Below are 16,744 nucleotides of genomic sequence, written 5' to 3' on the forward strand. Positions count from 1 at the left end.
ACCCTTAACGATGGCCGTACACGCGCGGGCGCGTGTAATAGTCGATGAGTGGAACGGTGATGTTGGCGAGCAGGACGGCAAACGCCACCCCGTCCGGATAACCGCCAAAGCTACGGATGAGCCAGACCAGCAGTCCTGCCAGCGCACCGAAGATCAAGCGACCACGGTTAGTCGTAGACGCCGTCACCGGATCGGTCAGGATAAAGAACGCGCCAAGCATCGTTGCACCGGAGAGCAAATGCATCTGCGGGCTGGCCAACGACTCAGGGGAGAAGACCCAGCCAAGGGTGGCACAAACCGCCAGCGTCACGAGGAAGCTGACCGGAATATGCCAGCGGATGGCCTTCTGCTGCAGCAGGAACAGGCCACCCAGCAGATACGCCAGGTTAACCCACTGCCAGCCTGCGCCCGCAAGCATACCGCTGTAGATGGCGGATTTCATGATTTGCTCGACGCTGTGCCCGGCATGCAGGGACGTTTTGAACGTATCGAGCGGCGTCGCCTGGCTGATGCCGTCCACGCCCATACGCAGCGCGTTCATATCCGCGCCGAGCGCCGTATGGCCGGTAAAGATCACGTGCAGGGCATCCATAAAGCCTGGCACCGTGGCGGCAATGTCATGCGGTGGAAGCCAGCTGGTCATTTGTACCGGGAAGGAGATCAGCAGCACCACATAGCCGATCATCGCCGGGTTAAACGGGTTATGGCCGAGCCCGCCATACAGCTGTTTGGCAATAATCACGGCAAAAACGGTACCGAGGACGACCAACCACCACGGGGCAAACGGCGGAATACTGATGGCCAGCAGCAGGCCGGTCAGCAGCGCGGAGTTGTCGGCAAGAATGCGGGAGACCGTCATCTTGCGAAGCTTCAGCACCAGCGCCTCTGCCGCTACGGCGCTGATACAGCCCAGAGCTATCTGGAACAGGGTTCCCCAGCCGAAAAACCAGCACTGAACGGCAATACCCGGCAGCGCGGCCAGGCAAACCAGCATCATAATACGCGATGTCTGACGCTGATTATGGGTGTAAGGGGAACTTGCGATTCTGAAAACCATTTAATCCTCGTTAACGGCTTGCTGTGCGGCTTTCTTCGCCTGAACGCGCGCAATCGCGGCAGCGACGGCGGCCTTGCGCGGGTCATCGTTAGCGGCCTGCGGCAGCTCTTCCTGCTGCGCTGCTTTACGCGCTTTGGCACGGGCTATCGCCGCTTCAACGGCAGCTTTACGCGGGTCAACCGGTGCTTCTGTTTCTGCTGCAGGTGCCTGCTGCGCTGCTTTACGCGCTTTGGCGCGGGCAATCGCGGCTTCAACAGCGGCTTTACGCGGATCGACCGCGTCCTGTTCAACCATCACCTGCTGCTCCCCGGCCTTACGGGCTTTGGCACGGGCAATCGCCGCCTCGACAGCGGCTTTGCGTGGATCGACCTCCCCATCCGGTTGCGCTGTTTGCGCTTTTTCTGCCTGACGTGCGCGAGCCGCAGCCTTGCGAGCTTCACGCGCGGCGATGGCTTCACTGTTGTCAGGCTTCTCACCTGCAGGGATCACCACCGTCTGGGCAGCATTGGCTTTTTTCTCGCGAACGCGCGCCAGGGCGGCGTTAATGGCATCCTGATCTTTTTCGCCAGGCTGGACGGCGGCCTGCTTATGACGCTCCTGACGGGCCGCTTTTTCACGTTCCAGCCGCGCCTGACGTGCTTCAAAGCGCGCTTTGGCTTTTGCTGCACGTTTTTCTTCCATGGAGATGGCATAAATTTCGGCCTTCTCCTGGCGGAAGTATTGCACCAGCGGAATATTGCTTGGGCAGACCCAGGCGCAGGCGCCGCATTCGATGCAGTCGGCCAGGTTATGCGCTTTGGCTTTATCGTGTAGCTGGCCTTTGCTGTACCAGTAAAGCTGCTGCGGGAGCAGATCCGCCGGACAGGCATCGGCACAGGCGCCACAGCGGATGCAGCCTTTCTCTTCCTGCACTTCGCCCATCTCGGTGGAAGAGGGAGCAAGCAGGCAGTTCGTGATTTTGACTACCGGGACATCCAGCCATGGCAGGGTAAAGCCCATCAGAGGGCCACCCATGATCACCATCTGATCGGTACCCGGGCAGAATTCAGCCTGCTCCAGCAAATGACGCACCGGCGTACCGAGGCGCGCCCAGACGTTACCCGGACGGGAGACCGATTCGCCAGTCAGCGTCACGACTCGTTCGGTTAACGGCTCGCCGTCAATTACCGCACGTTTCACGGCATAAGCTGTGCCGACGTTTTGCATCAGCACGCCGATATCCGAAGAACGTCCGCCGTGCGGCACTTGCTTCCCGGTGAGGATTTGCGTCAGCTGTTTTGCGCCGCCAGACGGGTACTTGGTTGGAATAACGCGCAGGGTGATATCATGGCTACCCGCCAGCACGGCGCGCAGCATGGAGATAGCCTGCGGTTTATTGTCTTCGATACCAATCAGCACTTCTCGCGGCTGCAAAATATGCGCGAGGATACGGATGCCTTCCACTACCTGAGCGGCGCAATCCTGCATCAGACGATCGTCGGCGGTGATATACGGCTCGCACTCTGCGGCATTGATAATCAGCGTCTGGATTTTATCGCTACCGCCGCGCAGCTTGACGCCGGTAGGGAAGCCCGCGCCGCCCAGCCCGGCAACGCCGAACTGGTGAATGCGCTCGATAAGCGCTTCGCGGCTCTGGCTGCGGTAGTCGCTCCAGCCGTCACGTTCGATCCAGCGATCTTCGCCGTCGGCTTCAATGATCACGCTCAGCTCTGAAAGTGCCGACGGATGCGCCACCGTATGAGGGGCAATCGCGATCACTTTACCGGACGTTGGGGCGTGTACAGGCAGCATACGTCCGCGACCGAAGGTCAGGGGCTGACCGCGAAGGACGGTATCACCTTCTTTTACGCACAGCTCACCTTCCGCGCCGATATGCTGCTTGAGCGGCATGACGTAACGCGTCGCCAGCGGAATCTGGCGCAGCGGCGTACCGTTAGACTGGGTTTTCATCTCCGGCGGATGAATACCGCCGTCAAAGTCCCAGATCTTCTCTTTTCTGAAAGCAGAAAATAACTTAAGCATGTTGTTCCACAGGAATGTTGCGAACCGGAATGGTTTGAAGATCCCACTTCCAGCTTTCGGTAGTCGCTTCAACCGGGCGCAGCGTAATACATTGCGTCGGGCAGGGGGCTACGCAGAGGTTACAGCCGGTGCACAGATCCGCCACGACGGTGTGCATGGCGCGGGTGGCACCAACAATGGCGTCAACCGGGCAGGCCTGAATACATTTAGTGCAGCCGATGCAATTTGCCTCGTCGATCACGGCGAGGGCGCGGACCGGCTCCTGCACATCCGCATCGCCATCAACGGGCTGTGGGTCAACGTTAAGCAGGGCCGCAATTTTCAGCATCACCGCTTCGCCGCCGGGCGCACAGCGGTTAATTTTCTCACCCTGAATGCCCACCGCTTCAGCGTAAGGGCGACAGCCAGGGTAGCCGCACTGCCCACACTGGCTTTGCGGCAGAAGCTCATCAATTTTTTCTACAACGGGATCGTCCTCTACCGCGAAACGGCGGGAGGCGTAACCGAGGATAAGGCCAAACGCTAACCCCAGGACGCTAATAGAGGCGATGGCAATCCAGATAGCATTCATTACAACTTCACCAGACCACTGAAGCCCATAAAGGCCAGAGACATTAAACCCGCGGTGACCAGCGCAATCGCGTTACCGCGGAAAGGCGCAGGGATATCCGCAGCGGCCAGACGTTCGCGAATCGAGGCGAACAGGACCATTACGAACGAGAAACCGACAGCGGCGGAAAAACCGTACAGCGCCGACTGCATAAAGTTATGGCCAAGGTTGATGTTCAACAGCGCTACGCCGAGTACCGCGCAGTTGGTGGTGATCAGCGGCAGGAAGATACCGAGCAGGCGATAGAGCGCCGGACTGGTTTTACGCACCACCATTTCGGTAAATTGCACAACAACGGCAATGACCAGAATAAAGGCCAGCGTACGGAGGTAGATTAACCCCAGCGGGATGAGGATCCAGGTATCAATCAACCACGCGCAAATCGATGCCATCGTCATGACGAAGGTGGTTGCCAGCCCCATGCCCATCGCCGTTTCCAGTTTTTTGGAAACGCCCATAAACGGGCACAGGCCAAGGAACTTCACCAGAACGAAGTTGTTAACCAGCACAGTGCCGACAAAGAGCAGTAAGTAATCGGTCATTATTTAGCCTGAAATAAAAAAGCCGCCTATTATCGGACAAACCGGGTCAGGCGACAACAGGTTATCTGTAAGGTTATTACGGGTTCACGAAGGTGTTTTTTACCCGCGTCGACCGCTTGAAATAGGGCACCAGCAGCGCCGCGGCCAGTAACGGGAAAAGTAGCTGGCGGACCGCAAGTGCGTCAGACACCGGCGAGAACGCAAACGCCTTGACTGCCAGCAGGACTGAGATTAACAGCCAGATAATATAGTGCTTAGGCACCCCTTTGCGGCGTTTGAAGAAGGCGATGGTCAGCCACAGGGTGTAGTACCACATGCCGATCGCGAAAACGAAGGACACAAACCACATCGCAATATTAAGCACACTTTGCGACATCAGGGTCTGAATAGCGTGAGGGGTGATCAGTGCGGTGGTATAAAGCAGCAGCGCAAGCGATGCGCTTAACAAGGCAACCAGCAGCCATGCCAGTGGGGCGATTAACCAGCCTCCAATGCGTTCTTCAGGCGTTGCGGTCATGAACTCTCCCATAATCTGCGCGAAATGTTGTACAGCCAGTTTGCAGGGCGGAGAGTATATAACATTTCGCGCGGATGGCTACTTTCTTATAAAACGTAACGCCAGACAGACTTAGGCACTTCACCGACGTTGAACAAACGACCGCCGGAGACCAGCTCCGCACGGCGATGATCGGCGGCGCGATACATATTGATGATGTCCTGATTATCCGACAGGGTGTAGTTCAGGTGGTCAAACAGTTTTTCCAGGCTCTCAAGCGAATTGATCTTGCGAAATTTTAATAAATAGTCCTGAACTGTCATATTAATAAGTTTCCATATAAAAGTGAGTAATACCCGTTAAGGTAATTCGTTCGAATAATAAACGGATTAATAAAGACGTAAACAGCCCACTCAGGTAACGCGACGAAATTAGGAGTTTTCTTTGCTGAAATTCAGGCATCAGACGATGCCTGGAAGAGAAGGTTAACCGTGTTCACCTGGGCTGGCAATACGTAACTGACATAATATGTCACTCGTTATTGCAGTAACCGGTTACTTAGGTTGGGCGACTGTGACAGGCTCCGGCGGCTGGTAGTTATCGATGTGGCTGGCAACGCCGAGCAAAATGACCGATACCCCAAGAACAATCCATCCCGCTAATTCAATGATTCGATTAATAATTGATGTCATGACTCGTAATTGTACTTTATCCATAAATACAGGGCGCAAATGTTACAGCGAGGCCTCACCAACGGCAAGCGCTTTGGGAACGGTTCCCTTAAACAAAATCAGAAGGTTAATACTATGTAACGAAAACAACCGCCACAACCTGCTATTTTAAGTCATACGGCACATTATTAATCTGCGCTTATGCCAGGCTTGCCAGTGTGAAATAAGAACGTCATAAAAGAGGACGGCACTATGAGTGATAATATCCGCGTCGGTCTGATAGGTTATGGGTACGCGAGCAAAACGTTTCATGCACCTCTGATAGCCGGAACGCCCGGAATGATGCTGGCAGCAGTATCCAGTAGCGATGCTACCAAAGTCCATGCCGACTGGCCTTCCGTGCCGGTTGTCTCTGAGCCAAAACATCTCTTCAACGATCCGAATATTGATTTAATTGTCATCCCTACACCTAACGACACGCATTTTCCCCTGGCAAAGGCCGCGCTGGAAGCAGGAAAGCACGTCATTGTTGATAAACCTTTCACGGTGACGTTGTCACAGGCGCGTGAGCTGGACGCGCTGGCAAAAGGCCTGGGTAGACTGCTTTCCGTTTTTCATAACCGCCGCTGGGACAGCGACTTCCTGACGGTAAAAACGCTACTCAGCGAAGGTACGTTAGGCGAGATCCTCTTTTTTGAATCGCACTTTGACCGTTTTCGCCCGCAGGTAAGACACCGCTGGCGGGAGCAGGCCGGTCCGGGGAGCGGCATCTGGTACGATTTAGCCCCTCATCTTTTGGACCAGGCTGTCAACCTGTTTGGTCTGCCGGTGAGCATGACGGTCGATCTGGCCCAGCTCAGACCCGGGGCGCAGACGACCGATTACTTCCACGCGGTGTTAAGTTATCCGCAGCGCCGCATCGTGCTGCATGGGACGATGGTCGCGGCCGCGGAATCTGCCCGTTATATCATTCACGGCACGCGGGGAAGCTATGTGAAGTTTGGCCTCGACCCACAGGAAGACCGTCTTAAAAGCGGTGAGCGTTTGCCGCAGGAAGACTGGGGCTATGATATGCGCGACGGCGTGGTCACGCGGGTTGAAGGTGAGGAACTGGTTGAGGAAACGTTGCTGACGATGCCGGGCAACTATCCGGCCTATTATGCGGCTATTCGCGATTCGTTGAACGGAACAGGAGAAAATCCGGTTCCGGCCAGCCAGGCGATTCAGATTATGGAGCTGATTGAGCTGGGTATCGAATCTGCCAAACATCGCGCCACGCTCTGTCTGGCATAGGGTTCAGATACTGTAGGCCGGGTAAGGCGCAGCCGCCACCCGGCAAAAAGGCTTACGCGGTTGCCACTTTATTCCGCAGAGCCTGCTTCTCTTCCGGCGTCAGGAACGCAATTTCCAGACCGTTGATCTGCGCCTGACGGATCTGCTCGCGGCTCAGACCCGCCTGCGGTGCGGCGTTGTTGTACTCGTGGATGATATCCACGCCCTGTACCGCCGGATCGTCAGTGTTCAGCGAGGCCAGCACGCCGTGTTCCAGGAAGGTTTTCAGCGGGTGCTGCGCGAGCGTTGCCACGGTGCTGGTCTGAATATTGGACGTCAGGCACGATTCAATCCCGATACGCTGTTCTGCGAGGAAATCCATCAGGGCGCGGTCTTCTACCGCCTTCACGCCGTGACCGATACGCTCGGCGCCGAGCTCACGAATGGCCTGCCAGATACTTTCCGGGCCAGCCGCTTCACCCGCATGAACGGTAATGTGCCAGCCGGCATCGCGTGCGCGGTTGAAGTGAGAGAGGAACAGGCTGCCCGGGAAGCCCAGTTCATCACCGGCGAGATCGACGGCAGTGATGGCATCGCGATGGGCCAGCAGCGCCTCCAGCTCCTGCAGGCAGGCCGCTTCGCCAAACGTACGGCTCATAATACCAATCAGACGGGCCTGGACATCGAAGGTTTCACACCCCTGGCGGACGCCTTCAATCACGGCTTCCACCACGCCTGCAACGGGCAGGTTGTGGGTCATCGCCATATAGCCCGGCGAGAAGCGCAGCTCAACGTAGTGCAGGCCGTTACGAGCCGCATCTTCAATGTTCTCAAACGCCACGCGGCGGCAGGCATCCAGCGAGGCCAGCATCTTCACGCCCCAGTCGAGTTTGCTCAGGAAGCTGACGAGGTCAGGTTCATTAGAGGTGACCTGAACATGCGGGATCAATGACTCCAGCGTTTGAGCGGGAAGCGTTAAATTGTACTGGCGGCCAAGATCGAGGATGGTTTGGGCACGAATGTTACCGTCAAGGTGACGATGAATATCAGTTAAAGGCAGGCGTGTATCAATCATGGTCGCACTCTTTTCTGGTTAAAGTGCGCCATATTATAAAAACAAAACGGGGTAAAAAGCTATTTGCGCAAGGGAATATTCCGTTGCGCAAACTGATTACAGGAGCGTGTTAATCCCGGCAATGAGGCGTTTCACCCCTTGTTCCAGCTTGCTGCGCGGGCAGCCTGCGTTCAGGCGCACGAAACCGTTACCTTCGTTTCCGTAGGTATATCCCGGCATGATGGCCACTTTTTGGTGCTCAATCAGTACTTTTTGTAGCGCGCGGTCATCAATATTTAGCGGGCGCAGATCAACCCAGGCCAGATAGGTGGCCTCCGGCGGCTGCCAGTTCAGTTTCGGAAAAGCACTGTTTAATTCCTGCGCGATATACAGCAGATTTTCTTCGAGATAGTGCCTTAGGGCATCCAGCCACGGCGCTCCCTGCTGGTAGGCGGCGATATGCGCCGTCAGTGCCAGTACGGAGGGGGAAGAGAGTCCGTCCCGGCCTTTTAAGGCGCCGAGATAGCCGTTACGACTCTCTTCTTCACCTATCAGGCCGTAAGCGCCCGTCAGCGCCGGAATATTAAAGCTTTTCGAGCCGGAGGTTAGCAGCGCCCATTTGCCGCGCGCCACCTCATTCCACGGCGTGTGACGATGCGCACCCCACACCATGTCCATATGAATTTCATCGCTGATGACCGCAACGTTATGGCGCGCGCACAACTCTGCCATGTGGGTCAATTCTTCGCGGGTCCAGACCTTACCGGTTGGGTTTTGCGGGCTGCACAGGAGCAGGATTCTATTTTCCGGTTTCGCCAGTGCCGCTTCCAGAGCAGCCATATTGCCCAGCCAGCCAGAAGCATGCTTTTCCATCTCAACCGGCACCACATGACGCCCATTGCCTTCAATGGCTTTGTAAAACGCATCGTATGCCGGGGTGTGCACCACCACGCCGTCGCCAGGAGCGGACCAGAGACGAATCAGCTCGGACACCATGTAGATGACGGAAGGGCCATACACGATGGTTTCGGTATCAATGTGGCTGTTAAAGCGCTGGCGGAACCAGTGCGCGACGGCGGCAAGAAATTCATCGTTTTTCCAGCGGCTGTAGCCAAACACGCCGTGGTTGATGCGCTGGTGCAGCGCGTCAGTAATGCAGGGGGCGGTGGCGAAATCCATATCCGAGATGGTGAAGGGCAGCAGGTCGGGCGCGCCAAAACGGTCGGCGACGTAGTCCCACTGTGTACACCAGGTGCCGTGACGATCCACGACGGTAGAGAAATCAAACATCACGTGAGTCCTTAAAGTAAAACCCCCTCAGAGCGAGGGGGCGGGGCATCAGGCTTCTACTGTTCGCATCAGGGTTGCCAGCTCATCTTTCACCGACTGTACCTGCGGGCCGATAACCACCTGCAAATTGTGCTGATTTAACTGTACCACGCCGATCGCCCGGTTGGCTTTCAGGGCGTTGGTATCCACTTTTGACATATCCGCCACCGACAAACGCAGGCGGGTAATGCAGTTATCCAGCGAGGTAATGTTATCCGCACCGCCCAGCGCCGCCAGAATGGCAGGGGTGTTATAGCCGGATTTGCCCACGGTTCCTGCAACCGCCTGTTCGACGCTGGTGGCTGTTTCAACATCACGGCCTGGCGTTTTCAGGTTGAAGCGGGTAATGGCGAAGCGGAAGATGCCGTAGTACACCGCAAACCAGATGGCCGCCACGACCGGTACCAGATACCACTTGGTGGAAAGACCATGCAGGATACCGAACACCACGAAGTCAATCACGTTGCCGTCGGTATTACCGATAGTGACGCCCAGCACCGCCATGACGGTAAAGCCCAGACCGGTCAGCGCGGCGTGGATGAGATACAGCACCGGCGCAACAAACAGGAACAGGAATTCGATAGGCTCAGTGGTCCCGCCGACGACGCAGGCGATCACGCCGGAGATCAGCAGCCCTTTAATTTTATGGCGGTTTTCCGGACGCGCGCAGTGGTACATCGCCAGTGCCGCACCCGGTAGGCCGCCAAGGAAGGCTGGCATTTTACCCTGAGACAGGAAGCGGGTGGCGCTTTCAGAGAAGCCATGAGTGGTCGGGCAGCTCAGCTGCGCCTGGAAGATGGTCAGCGCGCCGCTCACATCGTGACCGCACACCTCCATGGTTCCGCCCGCTTCGGTGAAGCGAATCAGGGCGACCAGGATATGCTGCAGGCCAAACGGCAGCAGCAGACGCTCACCGGTACCGAAGATCATCGGACCAAAATCGCCCGCGCCGTTAATGATGCGGCCAATACCGTTGATGCCCATCGCAAAGACTGGCCAGATCAGCGGAATGATTAAACCAAACAGACCCATCACCACCAGGGTAATAATTGGTACAAAGCGGGTACCGCCGAAGAAGGCCAGGGCATCCGGCAGGCGAATATTGTGGAAGCGCTCGTGCAGCATCCAGATAATCACCCCGGCGATCACCGCGCCGAGGATCCCGGTATCAATCGACTGGATACCAATCACGCTCTGAATGTTATTGGCTTTCAGCACGGCAGCGTCGGTGGTCGGCAGAATGCCTTTCGCGGTCAGCCAGAAGTTAACCGCCAGATTCATCACAGCGTAACCCACAAAACCGGCAAACGCCGCCACACCTTTGTTCTCGCGCGCCAGACCCAGCGGAATGGCGATACAGAACATCACAGGCAGGAAGCTAAATGCGAAGGAGCCGACTTTACTCATCCAGATGAAGATCGCCTGCAGTACGGGGGTACCGAGGAACGGGATCAGGGTAATGACGTCTTTACTGCTCAGTGAGCTACCGATCCCGAGCATGATCCCACAGAACGAGAGGAGTGCCACGGGCAGCATAAAGGTTTTACCCAGTTGCTGGAAAAACTCCCACAGCGATATTTTTTGTGCTGCTTTCGCCGTCATAAAACGACTCCTTTATTGTTAAAATCAGTTTATCTGCTTCAATGCTGCGAGAAGATAAAACGTTTTATCAAAGTTTAGTGCGCGCTAAATCACATTCTCAGGCTTTGACTGGTAGTATAAAGATAACGTATTGATAAAACGTTTTACCGATCTCATTTCAGGGAGTCACGCCGACACATGGCTGTAGCGAAAAAAATCACCATCAACGATGTCGCGCTGGCGGCGGGGGTCTCCGTCAGTACCGTTTCTCTGGTGCTGAGCGGAAAAGGGCGCATCTCGCCTGCCACCGGGCAGCGAGTTAACGAGGCGGTTGAACAATTAGGCTTTGTGCGTAACCGCCAGGCGTCGGCGCTGCGCGGTGGGCAAAGCGGGGTGATTGGCCTGATTGTCCGGGATCTGACGTCTCCGTTTTATGCAGAATTGACCGCCGGGTTAACCGAAGCGCTTGAAGCGCAGGGACGGATGGTCTTTCTGCTGCACGGCGGACGCGAAGCCGATCAGCTCCTTTCCCGGCTGGATATGCTGCTCAACCAGGGCGTGGACGGTGTGATCGTCGCCGGGGCGTCGGGCGTGGGTAGCGAACTGTGCGAGCGTGCCGCCGAAAAAGGCGTGCCGCTGGTCTTTGCTTCGCGCGCCAGCTACCTGGACGAAGCGGATACGCTGCGCCCGGATAACATGCAGGCCGCGCAAATGTTGACCGAGCATCTTATTCGTCGCGGTCATCAGCGCATTGCCTGGCTGGGGGGTAAAAGTTCGTCCCTGACCCGCGCCGAACGTGTCGGCGGCTACTGCGCGACGTTGATCAAATACGGTCTGCCGTTCCACAGTGAATGGGTTGTTGAATGTGAATCCAGCCAGAAGAAAGCGGCTGAAGCGATAAATGCGCTGTTGCGAAGCAACCCGACGATCAGCGCCGTGATTTGCTACAACGATGTGATTGCTATGGGGGCCTGGTTTGGCCTGATCCGCGCCGGGCGGCAGAGCGGTGAGGGCGGGGTGGAAACCTTCTTTGGCCACCAGGTCTCGCTGGGGGCGTTCGCCGACGTCGGTGAAAACGCACTGGATGACCTGCCGATCGTCTGGGCCATCACCCCCGCGCGGGAGATGGGTTATACGCTGGCGGACAGAATCATGCAGCGCATCGAGAATACGGATGTCCAGGCCGGGCATCAGATTGTGGCGGCGCGCCTGGTCACCGTGAAATAGACGCTTCTGCATATCGCCCGGCGGCGCTGCGCATGTACGGGCCTACAACGGCCCGGAATCGTAGGGCGGGTAAGCGTCAGCGCCACCCGGCAATAAAAAACCCCTCATGAGAGGGGTTTTGACGTTTACTGCTGCGGTGCCGCCGGTTCGGCTGGCGCTGCGGGTTCAGCCGGTTCCGGCATCCCCAGCGTCGGCATACCAAACATGCCGACGAAGTCTTCCAGCGGCATTTTGTCGCCGTTGAGCGTAACCTGACCATTGGTGTACTGCAGGCTGGTGGAGATGGTATTGTTTTCCACCTTCGTGATGCGGAACATCTGGCCCATCGCCGCCAGGCCTTTCACCTGCTGGTTCGCCAGTTTACCGGCGTCTTCGTCGCCGTAGCCTTCCAGCTTCGCAATCTGGGTCATAAACTCGGTTGCCATATCCATCGGGATAGTCAGCTTGCTGTCGAGGGACTTCACGCTGCGATCCACACCCTGCGCCAGCGTCTGCGGTTCACCCGTTGCGGTTGCCGGATCTTTCAGGAACAGAGACAGGTTGAAGTTGGTTTCACCTTTGCTGTTTTTCCAGCTCAGCGGTGCAACGGTTACCACCGGCTCGCCTTTCAGCAGGATCGGCAGGTTGTTGAACAGCACCGCCATCGCCTGCTGCTGATACGCTTCCGGGTTCTGTTGCAGGGCGGTATTGGTCAGCAACGCCTGGCTCTCTTTGCTGTATTTCTGGCTAAATTCATGCCACGCCTGGCCGTCGATATTGCCGATCTTCAGCGAGAGTTTGCCGGTGCCCAGATCCTGGTTCTGGACCTTCAGGCTTTTCAGCGTGTAGTCCAGCTGGGTGTTGATGCTTTTCCCGTCTTTGGAAACGTCGGATTTGCCGTTGACGTCCATGCCTTCCAGCACGGCCATCTCTTTACCTTCAATCGCGATAGCAATCTTATCAACGGAGAGCGTCTGATCGCCGATACGCTCTTTAAAATCGGTCATACGGCTGTTGCCGTCGGCCTTCAGCTTATTGAAGGTGAGCTGAACTTTTTGGTTGTATTCGTTTACGGCGTTGACCAGGCCGCTTTCCGCTTCACCCGTCAGGGAGAAGACATTGCCATCCCGATCCGCGTCGACTTTGAAATTGCCGCCGCTGAAGGCGACTTTCTCATTCTCTTTCTCATAGTCCAGCGCTTTTAGGGCAATATCGGAACTGGTATCACCGGAGTAGCTGATGCGGGTGTTAATGTCGAAAGGGGATTCATTCTTTGCCAGATCAAACAACGGTTTAGTGACGTCGTTATTCACCAGCACGGTGTGAACTGATGCCATGGACGGTATCAGATTAAACGATTTCAACTGTGCCAGCGGGAGCGGACCGTGGCTGACCACTTCATCCAGCACCACGCTCTGGCCTGGCTTCAGCCAGCCGTTTTCATTACCGGCCACTGGCTTCACCACCAGTTGCATATGGCTGGTGAACACACCGCGCTGATAGTTCTGATAGCTCAGTTCCAGACCTGCTTCCGGCGCGCTGCGCTTAATCTCTCCATTAGCCTGTGCCACCATCTCAGCCAGACGGCCTTCCAGCTGTTTCCCGGTAAACCAGGAGGCACCCGTCCAGACCACGCCTAACGCTACAATCACTCCAACCGCTACGACCGATTTTTTCATTGCGACTATCCCTAAAATGAAACCAGGCGGTAAAAACCGCCCGGAGATATTAAGCCTGCAACTAGCTTAGCAAGAGTTGTTAAAAAATTCAGTAAGTGCTTAAAGCTTATTGAAAACGCGCGCCAGACGACCGGTACCGCTTACGTTAACCGGAGACTCATTCGCTGCAACGAACGCTGACTCACCGGGCTTAAGTACCAGACGCTGTTCACCTTTGTGCAGCGTGGCTTCGCCTTCGACACAGAACAGGATTGCTGCACTCTCCTGCGCAATGGTGGTTTCGGCCGGGCTCAGGTCGTGCAGGGAGAAGGCAAAATCGTCCACCGGGATCGGGAAGTCCAGCTCTGCACCTGTTTTGACAGGCTGGGTGAGCAGCTCACCTGCCGGTTTTGCCACAAACTTCACGTTGGCAACCAGCTCAGGAATATCGATATATTTCGGCGTCAGGCCCGCGCGCAGCACGTTATCGGAGTTGGCCATCACCTCCAGCGCCACGCCCTGCAGGTAGGCGTGCGGGGTTTCCGCGAACAGGAACATCGCTTCGCCCGGGTTCAGTTTCACCACGTTCAGCAGCAGGGGAGAGAACAGGCCGCTGTCGTCCGGGTAGAACGCGGAAATCAGACGGATGGTTTCCCACGGTTCACCGTGCTGGCTGTCCAGCGTCGCTTTCAGCACCGCCAGCGCGTGAGATTTCTCTTCACCCTGCATATTCAGCAGGCTGGCAAACAGCTGGCTCAGCGCGTCGGCATTCGGGTTTTCAAGGAAGTGGGCGATAGCCTTGTTAGCACCCGCGACCGGTTGCAGCAGGGAAACGATCTCGGAAAATTCGCGGAATGCGTTCATCGCCAGGAACGGGGTCAGTGCAAAGACCAGTTCCGGCTTGTGATTCGGATCTTTGTAGTTACGCTCGGCAGCGTCTAACGGGATACCCGCCGCGTTCTCTTTCGCAAAGCCGATTTCAGAGGCTTTTTTGTTCGGGTGAACCTGGATGGAGAGCGGCTGGTCGGCACACAGGACTTTAAACAGGAACGGCAGTTCACCGAAGCGCTGAGCAACGTTGTCGCCCAACAGCGCGGATTTATCGGCATCGATCACGTCACGCAGGCTGCGTACCTGGCCGCTGGCGTCTGCAATTTTTGAGCTGCTCTTCGGGTGTGCCCCCATCCACAGCTCTGCCATCGGCAGGTTGTTGGGGTTAGCGATACCGTAGAGATCCGTTAACGCAGTTTTACTTCCCCAGGCGTAGTTTTGCACTGAGTTAATGAGTTTTTGCATTATCAAGCCCTGATTCAATTGTGGAATTAACTCCGGGTATTAAAGCAATAAACCACATGGAAGTAACCTGTGGATGTAAAAAGTCGTACTAGTCTCAGTTTTTGTTAAAAAATTGTGTAGGATAAGCTGACTCGCTTTTAAGCCGGGCAGCGGAACATCTGCCCTGAATAAACAGACCGAAGCAGTAAGTGAGAGAACAATGTCGAATAAACCCTTCCATTATCAGGATCCTTTCCCCCTCAGTAAGGATCAGACCGAGTATTACCTGTTAACCCGCGATCACGTCTCCGTTTCTGAGTTTGAAGGACAAGAGATCCTTAAGGTGGATCCGCAGGCGCTGACGCTGCTGGCGCAGCACGCTTTCCACGACGCCTCGTTTATGCTCCGTCCTGCGCATCAGCAGCAGGTAGCCGATATTCTGAGCGACCCGGAAGCCAGCGAGAACGATAAATACGTTGCCCTGCAGTTCCTGCGTAACTCCGATATCGCGGCGAAAGGCATTCTGCCAACCTGTCAGGACACCGGCACGGCGATTATCGTTGGTAAAAAAGGCCAGCGCGTCTGGACCGGCGGCGGTGATGAAGCGGCGCTGGCCCACGGTGTTTACAACACGTATACCGAAGATAACCTGCGCTACTCGCAAAACGCGGCGCTGGATATGTACAAAGAGGTCAACACCGGCACCAACCTGCCCGCACAGATAGATCTCTACAGCGTCGACGGTGATGAGTACAAATTCCTCTGCATCGCCAAAGGCGGCGGTTCGGCCAACAAAACCTATCTCTACCAGGAAACCAAAGCGCTGCTCACCCCGGGCAAGCTGAAGAACTACCTGGTCGAGAAAATGCGTACTCTCGGTACGGCTGCATGCCCGCCGTACCACATCGCGTTTGTGATTGGCGGTACCTCGGCTGAGAGCACGCTGAAAACCGTCAAACTGGCCTCAACCAAATACTATGACGGTCTGCCAACGGAAGGTAATGAACACGGCCAGGCATTCCGCGACGTGCAGCTTGAGCAGGAGCTGCTGGAAGAAGCGCGTAACCTGGGGCTCGGCGCACAGTTTGGCGGTAAATACTTTGCTCACGACGTGCGCGTGATCCGTCTGCCGCGTCACGGTGCATCCTGCCCGGTCGGCATGGGCGTTTCCTGCTCTGCGGATCGCAACATCAAGGCGAAGATCAACCGCGAAGGCATCTGGATCGAAAAACTGGAAAACAACCCAGGCAAATACATCCCGGAAGAACTGCGTAAAGCGGGTGAGGGGGAAGCGGTTCGCGTTGACCTCAACCGTCCGATGAAAGAGATCCTGGCCCAGCTTTCTCAGTACCCGGTGTCGACTCGCCTCTCTCTGAACGGCACGATTATCGTCGGCCGTGACATTGCGCACGCGAAGCTGAAAGAGCGGCTGGATAACGGTGAAGGGCTGCCGCAGTACATTAAAGATCACCCGATCTACTACGCAGGACCGGCCAAAACGCCTGAAGGCTATGCTTCCGGCTCGTTAGGTCCTACCACGGCGGGCCGTATGGACTCCTACGTTGACCAGCTGCAGGCCAACGGCGGCAGCATGATCATGCTGGCAAAAGGCAACCGTAGCCAGCAGGTAACGGACGCATGCCATAAGCATGGCGGTTTCTACCTTGGCAGCATCGGCGGCCCGGCGGCGGTCCTTGCGCAGGGCAGTATCAAGAGCCTGGAATGCGTGGAATACCCGGAACTGGGTATGGAAGCCATCTGGAAAATTGAAGTGGAAGATTTCCCGGCGTTTATCCTGGTGGATGACAAAGGTAACGACTTCTTCAAGCAAATCCAGTCGTCCCAGTGTTCAGCGTGTGTGAAGTAAGTTAAAACCTTGTCGGGTGGCGTTAGCGCCACCCGACTCCAAAAAGAGCGCACAAAGCGCCATATCGTTTCTCAGAAGTCATCAATACTTATCTCTTAAGCATG

At 56.2% G+C, this 16,744-nt stretch carries 15 protein-coding genes; 3 read left to right on the forward strand and 12 right to left on the reverse strand.

Features of this window, described 5'->3' with window-relative positions; all coding sequences use genetic code 11:
- Window positions 1-4 precede the first annotated feature (4 nt).
- The 7 genes from rsxD to blr all read right to left on the reverse strand — a co-directional run bounded on the left by rsxD (window position 5) and on the right by blr (window position 5,407).
- A complete protein-coding gene (rsxD, locus tag ACOTYN_RS02345) occupies window positions 5-1,057 on the reverse strand; it encodes an electron transport complex subunit RsxD (protein WP_045269484.1) in 1,053 nt (350 codons plus the stop codon).
- Window positions 1,058-3,079, reverse strand: a complete 2,022-nt coding sequence (gene rsxC / locus ACOTYN_RS02350; protein WP_332956293.1) for an electron transport complex subunit RsxC — start codon at window positions 3,077-3,079, stop codon at window positions 1,058-1,060.
- The gene (gene rsxB, locus ACOTYN_RS02355) at window positions 3,072-3,650 is read right to left on the reverse strand and encodes an electron transport complex subunit RsxB (protein ID WP_023337191.1); all 579 of its coding nucleotides are present in this window, start codon (window positions 3,648-3,650) and stop codon (window positions 3,072-3,074) included. Before rsxB ends, rsxC begins: the two co-directional genes overlap by 8 nt.
- Window positions 3,650-4,231 carry an electron transport complex subunit RsxA gene (gene rsxA / locus ACOTYN_RS02360; protein WP_014883581.1) on the reverse strand — a complete coding sequence of 194 codons (582 nt, stop codon included), beginning with the start codon at window positions 4,229-4,231 and terminating at the stop codon, window positions 3,650-3,652. The genes rsxB and rsxA overlap by 1 nt, the downstream gene beginning before the upstream one ends.
- A 76-nt stretch (window positions 4,232-4,307) precedes the next feature.
- Window positions 4,308-4,748 (reverse strand): DUF2569 domain-containing protein, encoded by a 441-nt coding sequence (locus ACOTYN_RS02365; RefSeq protein ID WP_332956295.1) that lies wholly within the window; start codon window positions 4,746-4,748, stop codon window positions 4,308-4,310.
- An 86-nt stretch (window positions 4,749-4,834) separates the two neighbouring features.
- Window positions 4,835-5,050: a transcription modulator YdgT gene (gene ydgT / locus ACOTYN_RS02370; protein ID WP_013096896.1), complete on the reverse strand. Its 216-nt coding sequence runs from the start codon at window positions 5,048-5,050 to the stop codon at window positions 4,835-4,837.
- A 231-nt stretch (window positions 5,051-5,281) separates the two neighbouring features.
- Window positions 5,282-5,407: a division septum protein Blr gene (gene blr, locus ACOTYN_RS02375; protein WP_168112406.1), complete on the reverse strand. Its 126-nt coding sequence runs from the start codon at window positions 5,405-5,407 to the stop codon at window positions 5,282-5,284.
- 243 nt (window positions 5,408-5,650) lie between these two features.
- Here blr and ACOTYN_RS02380 point away from each other — a divergent pair, with 243 nt between their 5' ends.
- The gene (locus tag ACOTYN_RS02380) at window positions 5,651-6,691 is read left to right on the forward strand and encodes an oxidoreductase (protein WP_071922295.1); all 1,041 of its coding nucleotides are present in this window, start codon (window positions 5,651-5,653) and stop codon (window positions 6,689-6,691) included.
- A 52-nt stretch (window positions 6,692-6,743) separates the two neighbouring features.
- Here the strand turns inward: ACOTYN_RS02380 and add are convergent, their stop codons facing one another.
- From add to malX, 3 genes are all read right to left on the reverse strand, one after another.
- Window positions 6,744-7,745, reverse strand: coding sequence for an adenosine deaminase (add, locus tag ACOTYN_RS02385; RefSeq protein WP_014883584.1), 1,002 nt, complete (start codon window positions 7,743-7,745; stop codon window positions 6,744-6,746).
- A gap of 96 nt (window positions 7,746-7,841) precedes the next feature.
- Complete coding sequence (locus ACOTYN_RS02390) at window positions 7,842-9,014, reverse strand: MalY/PatB family protein (protein WP_045269487.1); 1,173 nt, start codon at window positions 9,012-9,014, stop codon at window positions 7,842-7,844.
- A 48-nt stretch (window positions 9,015-9,062) separates the two neighbouring features.
- Window positions 9,063-10,655, reverse strand: a complete 1,593-nt coding sequence (gene malX / locus ACOTYN_RS02395; protein ID WP_048996084.1) for a maltose/glucose-specific PTS transporter subunit IIBC — start codon at window positions 10,653-10,655, stop codon at window positions 9,063-9,065.
- Window positions 10,656-10,832: 177 nt separating this feature from the next.
- Between malX and ACOTYN_RS02400 the strand changes: the two genes are divergently transcribed.
- On the forward strand, window positions 10,833-11,861 hold the full coding sequence (locus ACOTYN_RS02400) for a Mal regulon transcriptional regulator MalI (RefSeq protein ID WP_071922293.1): 1,029 nt from the start codon (window positions 10,833-10,835) through the stop codon (window positions 11,859-11,861).
- A 125-nt stretch (window positions 11,862-11,986) separates the two neighbouring features.
- Here the strand turns inward: ACOTYN_RS02400 and ACOTYN_RS02405 are convergent, their stop codons facing one another.
- Both ACOTYN_RS02405 and manA read right to left on the reverse strand, forming a co-directional pair.
- A complete protein-coding gene (locus ACOTYN_RS02405) occupies window positions 11,987-13,519 on the reverse strand; it encodes a YdgA family protein (RefSeq protein WP_071922292.1) in 1,533 nt (510 codons plus the stop codon).
- 99 nt (window positions 13,520-13,618) lie between these two features.
- On the reverse strand, window positions 13,619-14,794 hold the full coding sequence (gene manA, locus ACOTYN_RS02410; protein ID WP_071922291.1) for a mannose-6-phosphate isomerase: 1,176 nt from the start codon (window positions 14,792-14,794) through the stop codon (window positions 13,619-13,621).
- Between the two features lie 199 nt (window positions 14,795-14,993).
- On the opposite strand from manA, the gene fumA reads away from it, so the two are divergent.
- Window positions 14,994-16,640 (forward strand): class I fumarate hydratase FumA, encoded by a 1,647-nt coding sequence (gene fumA, locus ACOTYN_RS02415; protein ID WP_014883590.1) that lies wholly within the window; start codon window positions 14,994-14,996, stop codon window positions 16,638-16,640.
- Window positions 16,641-16,744 lie beyond the last annotated feature (104 nt).

The sequence above is a fragment of the Enterobacter cloacae complex sp. IR5458 genome, from assembly GCF_049238025.1.
In the GTDB taxonomy this organism is placed as follows: Bacteria; Pseudomonadota; Gammaproteobacteria; order Enterobacterales; family Enterobacteriaceae; genus Enterobacter; species Enterobacter kobei.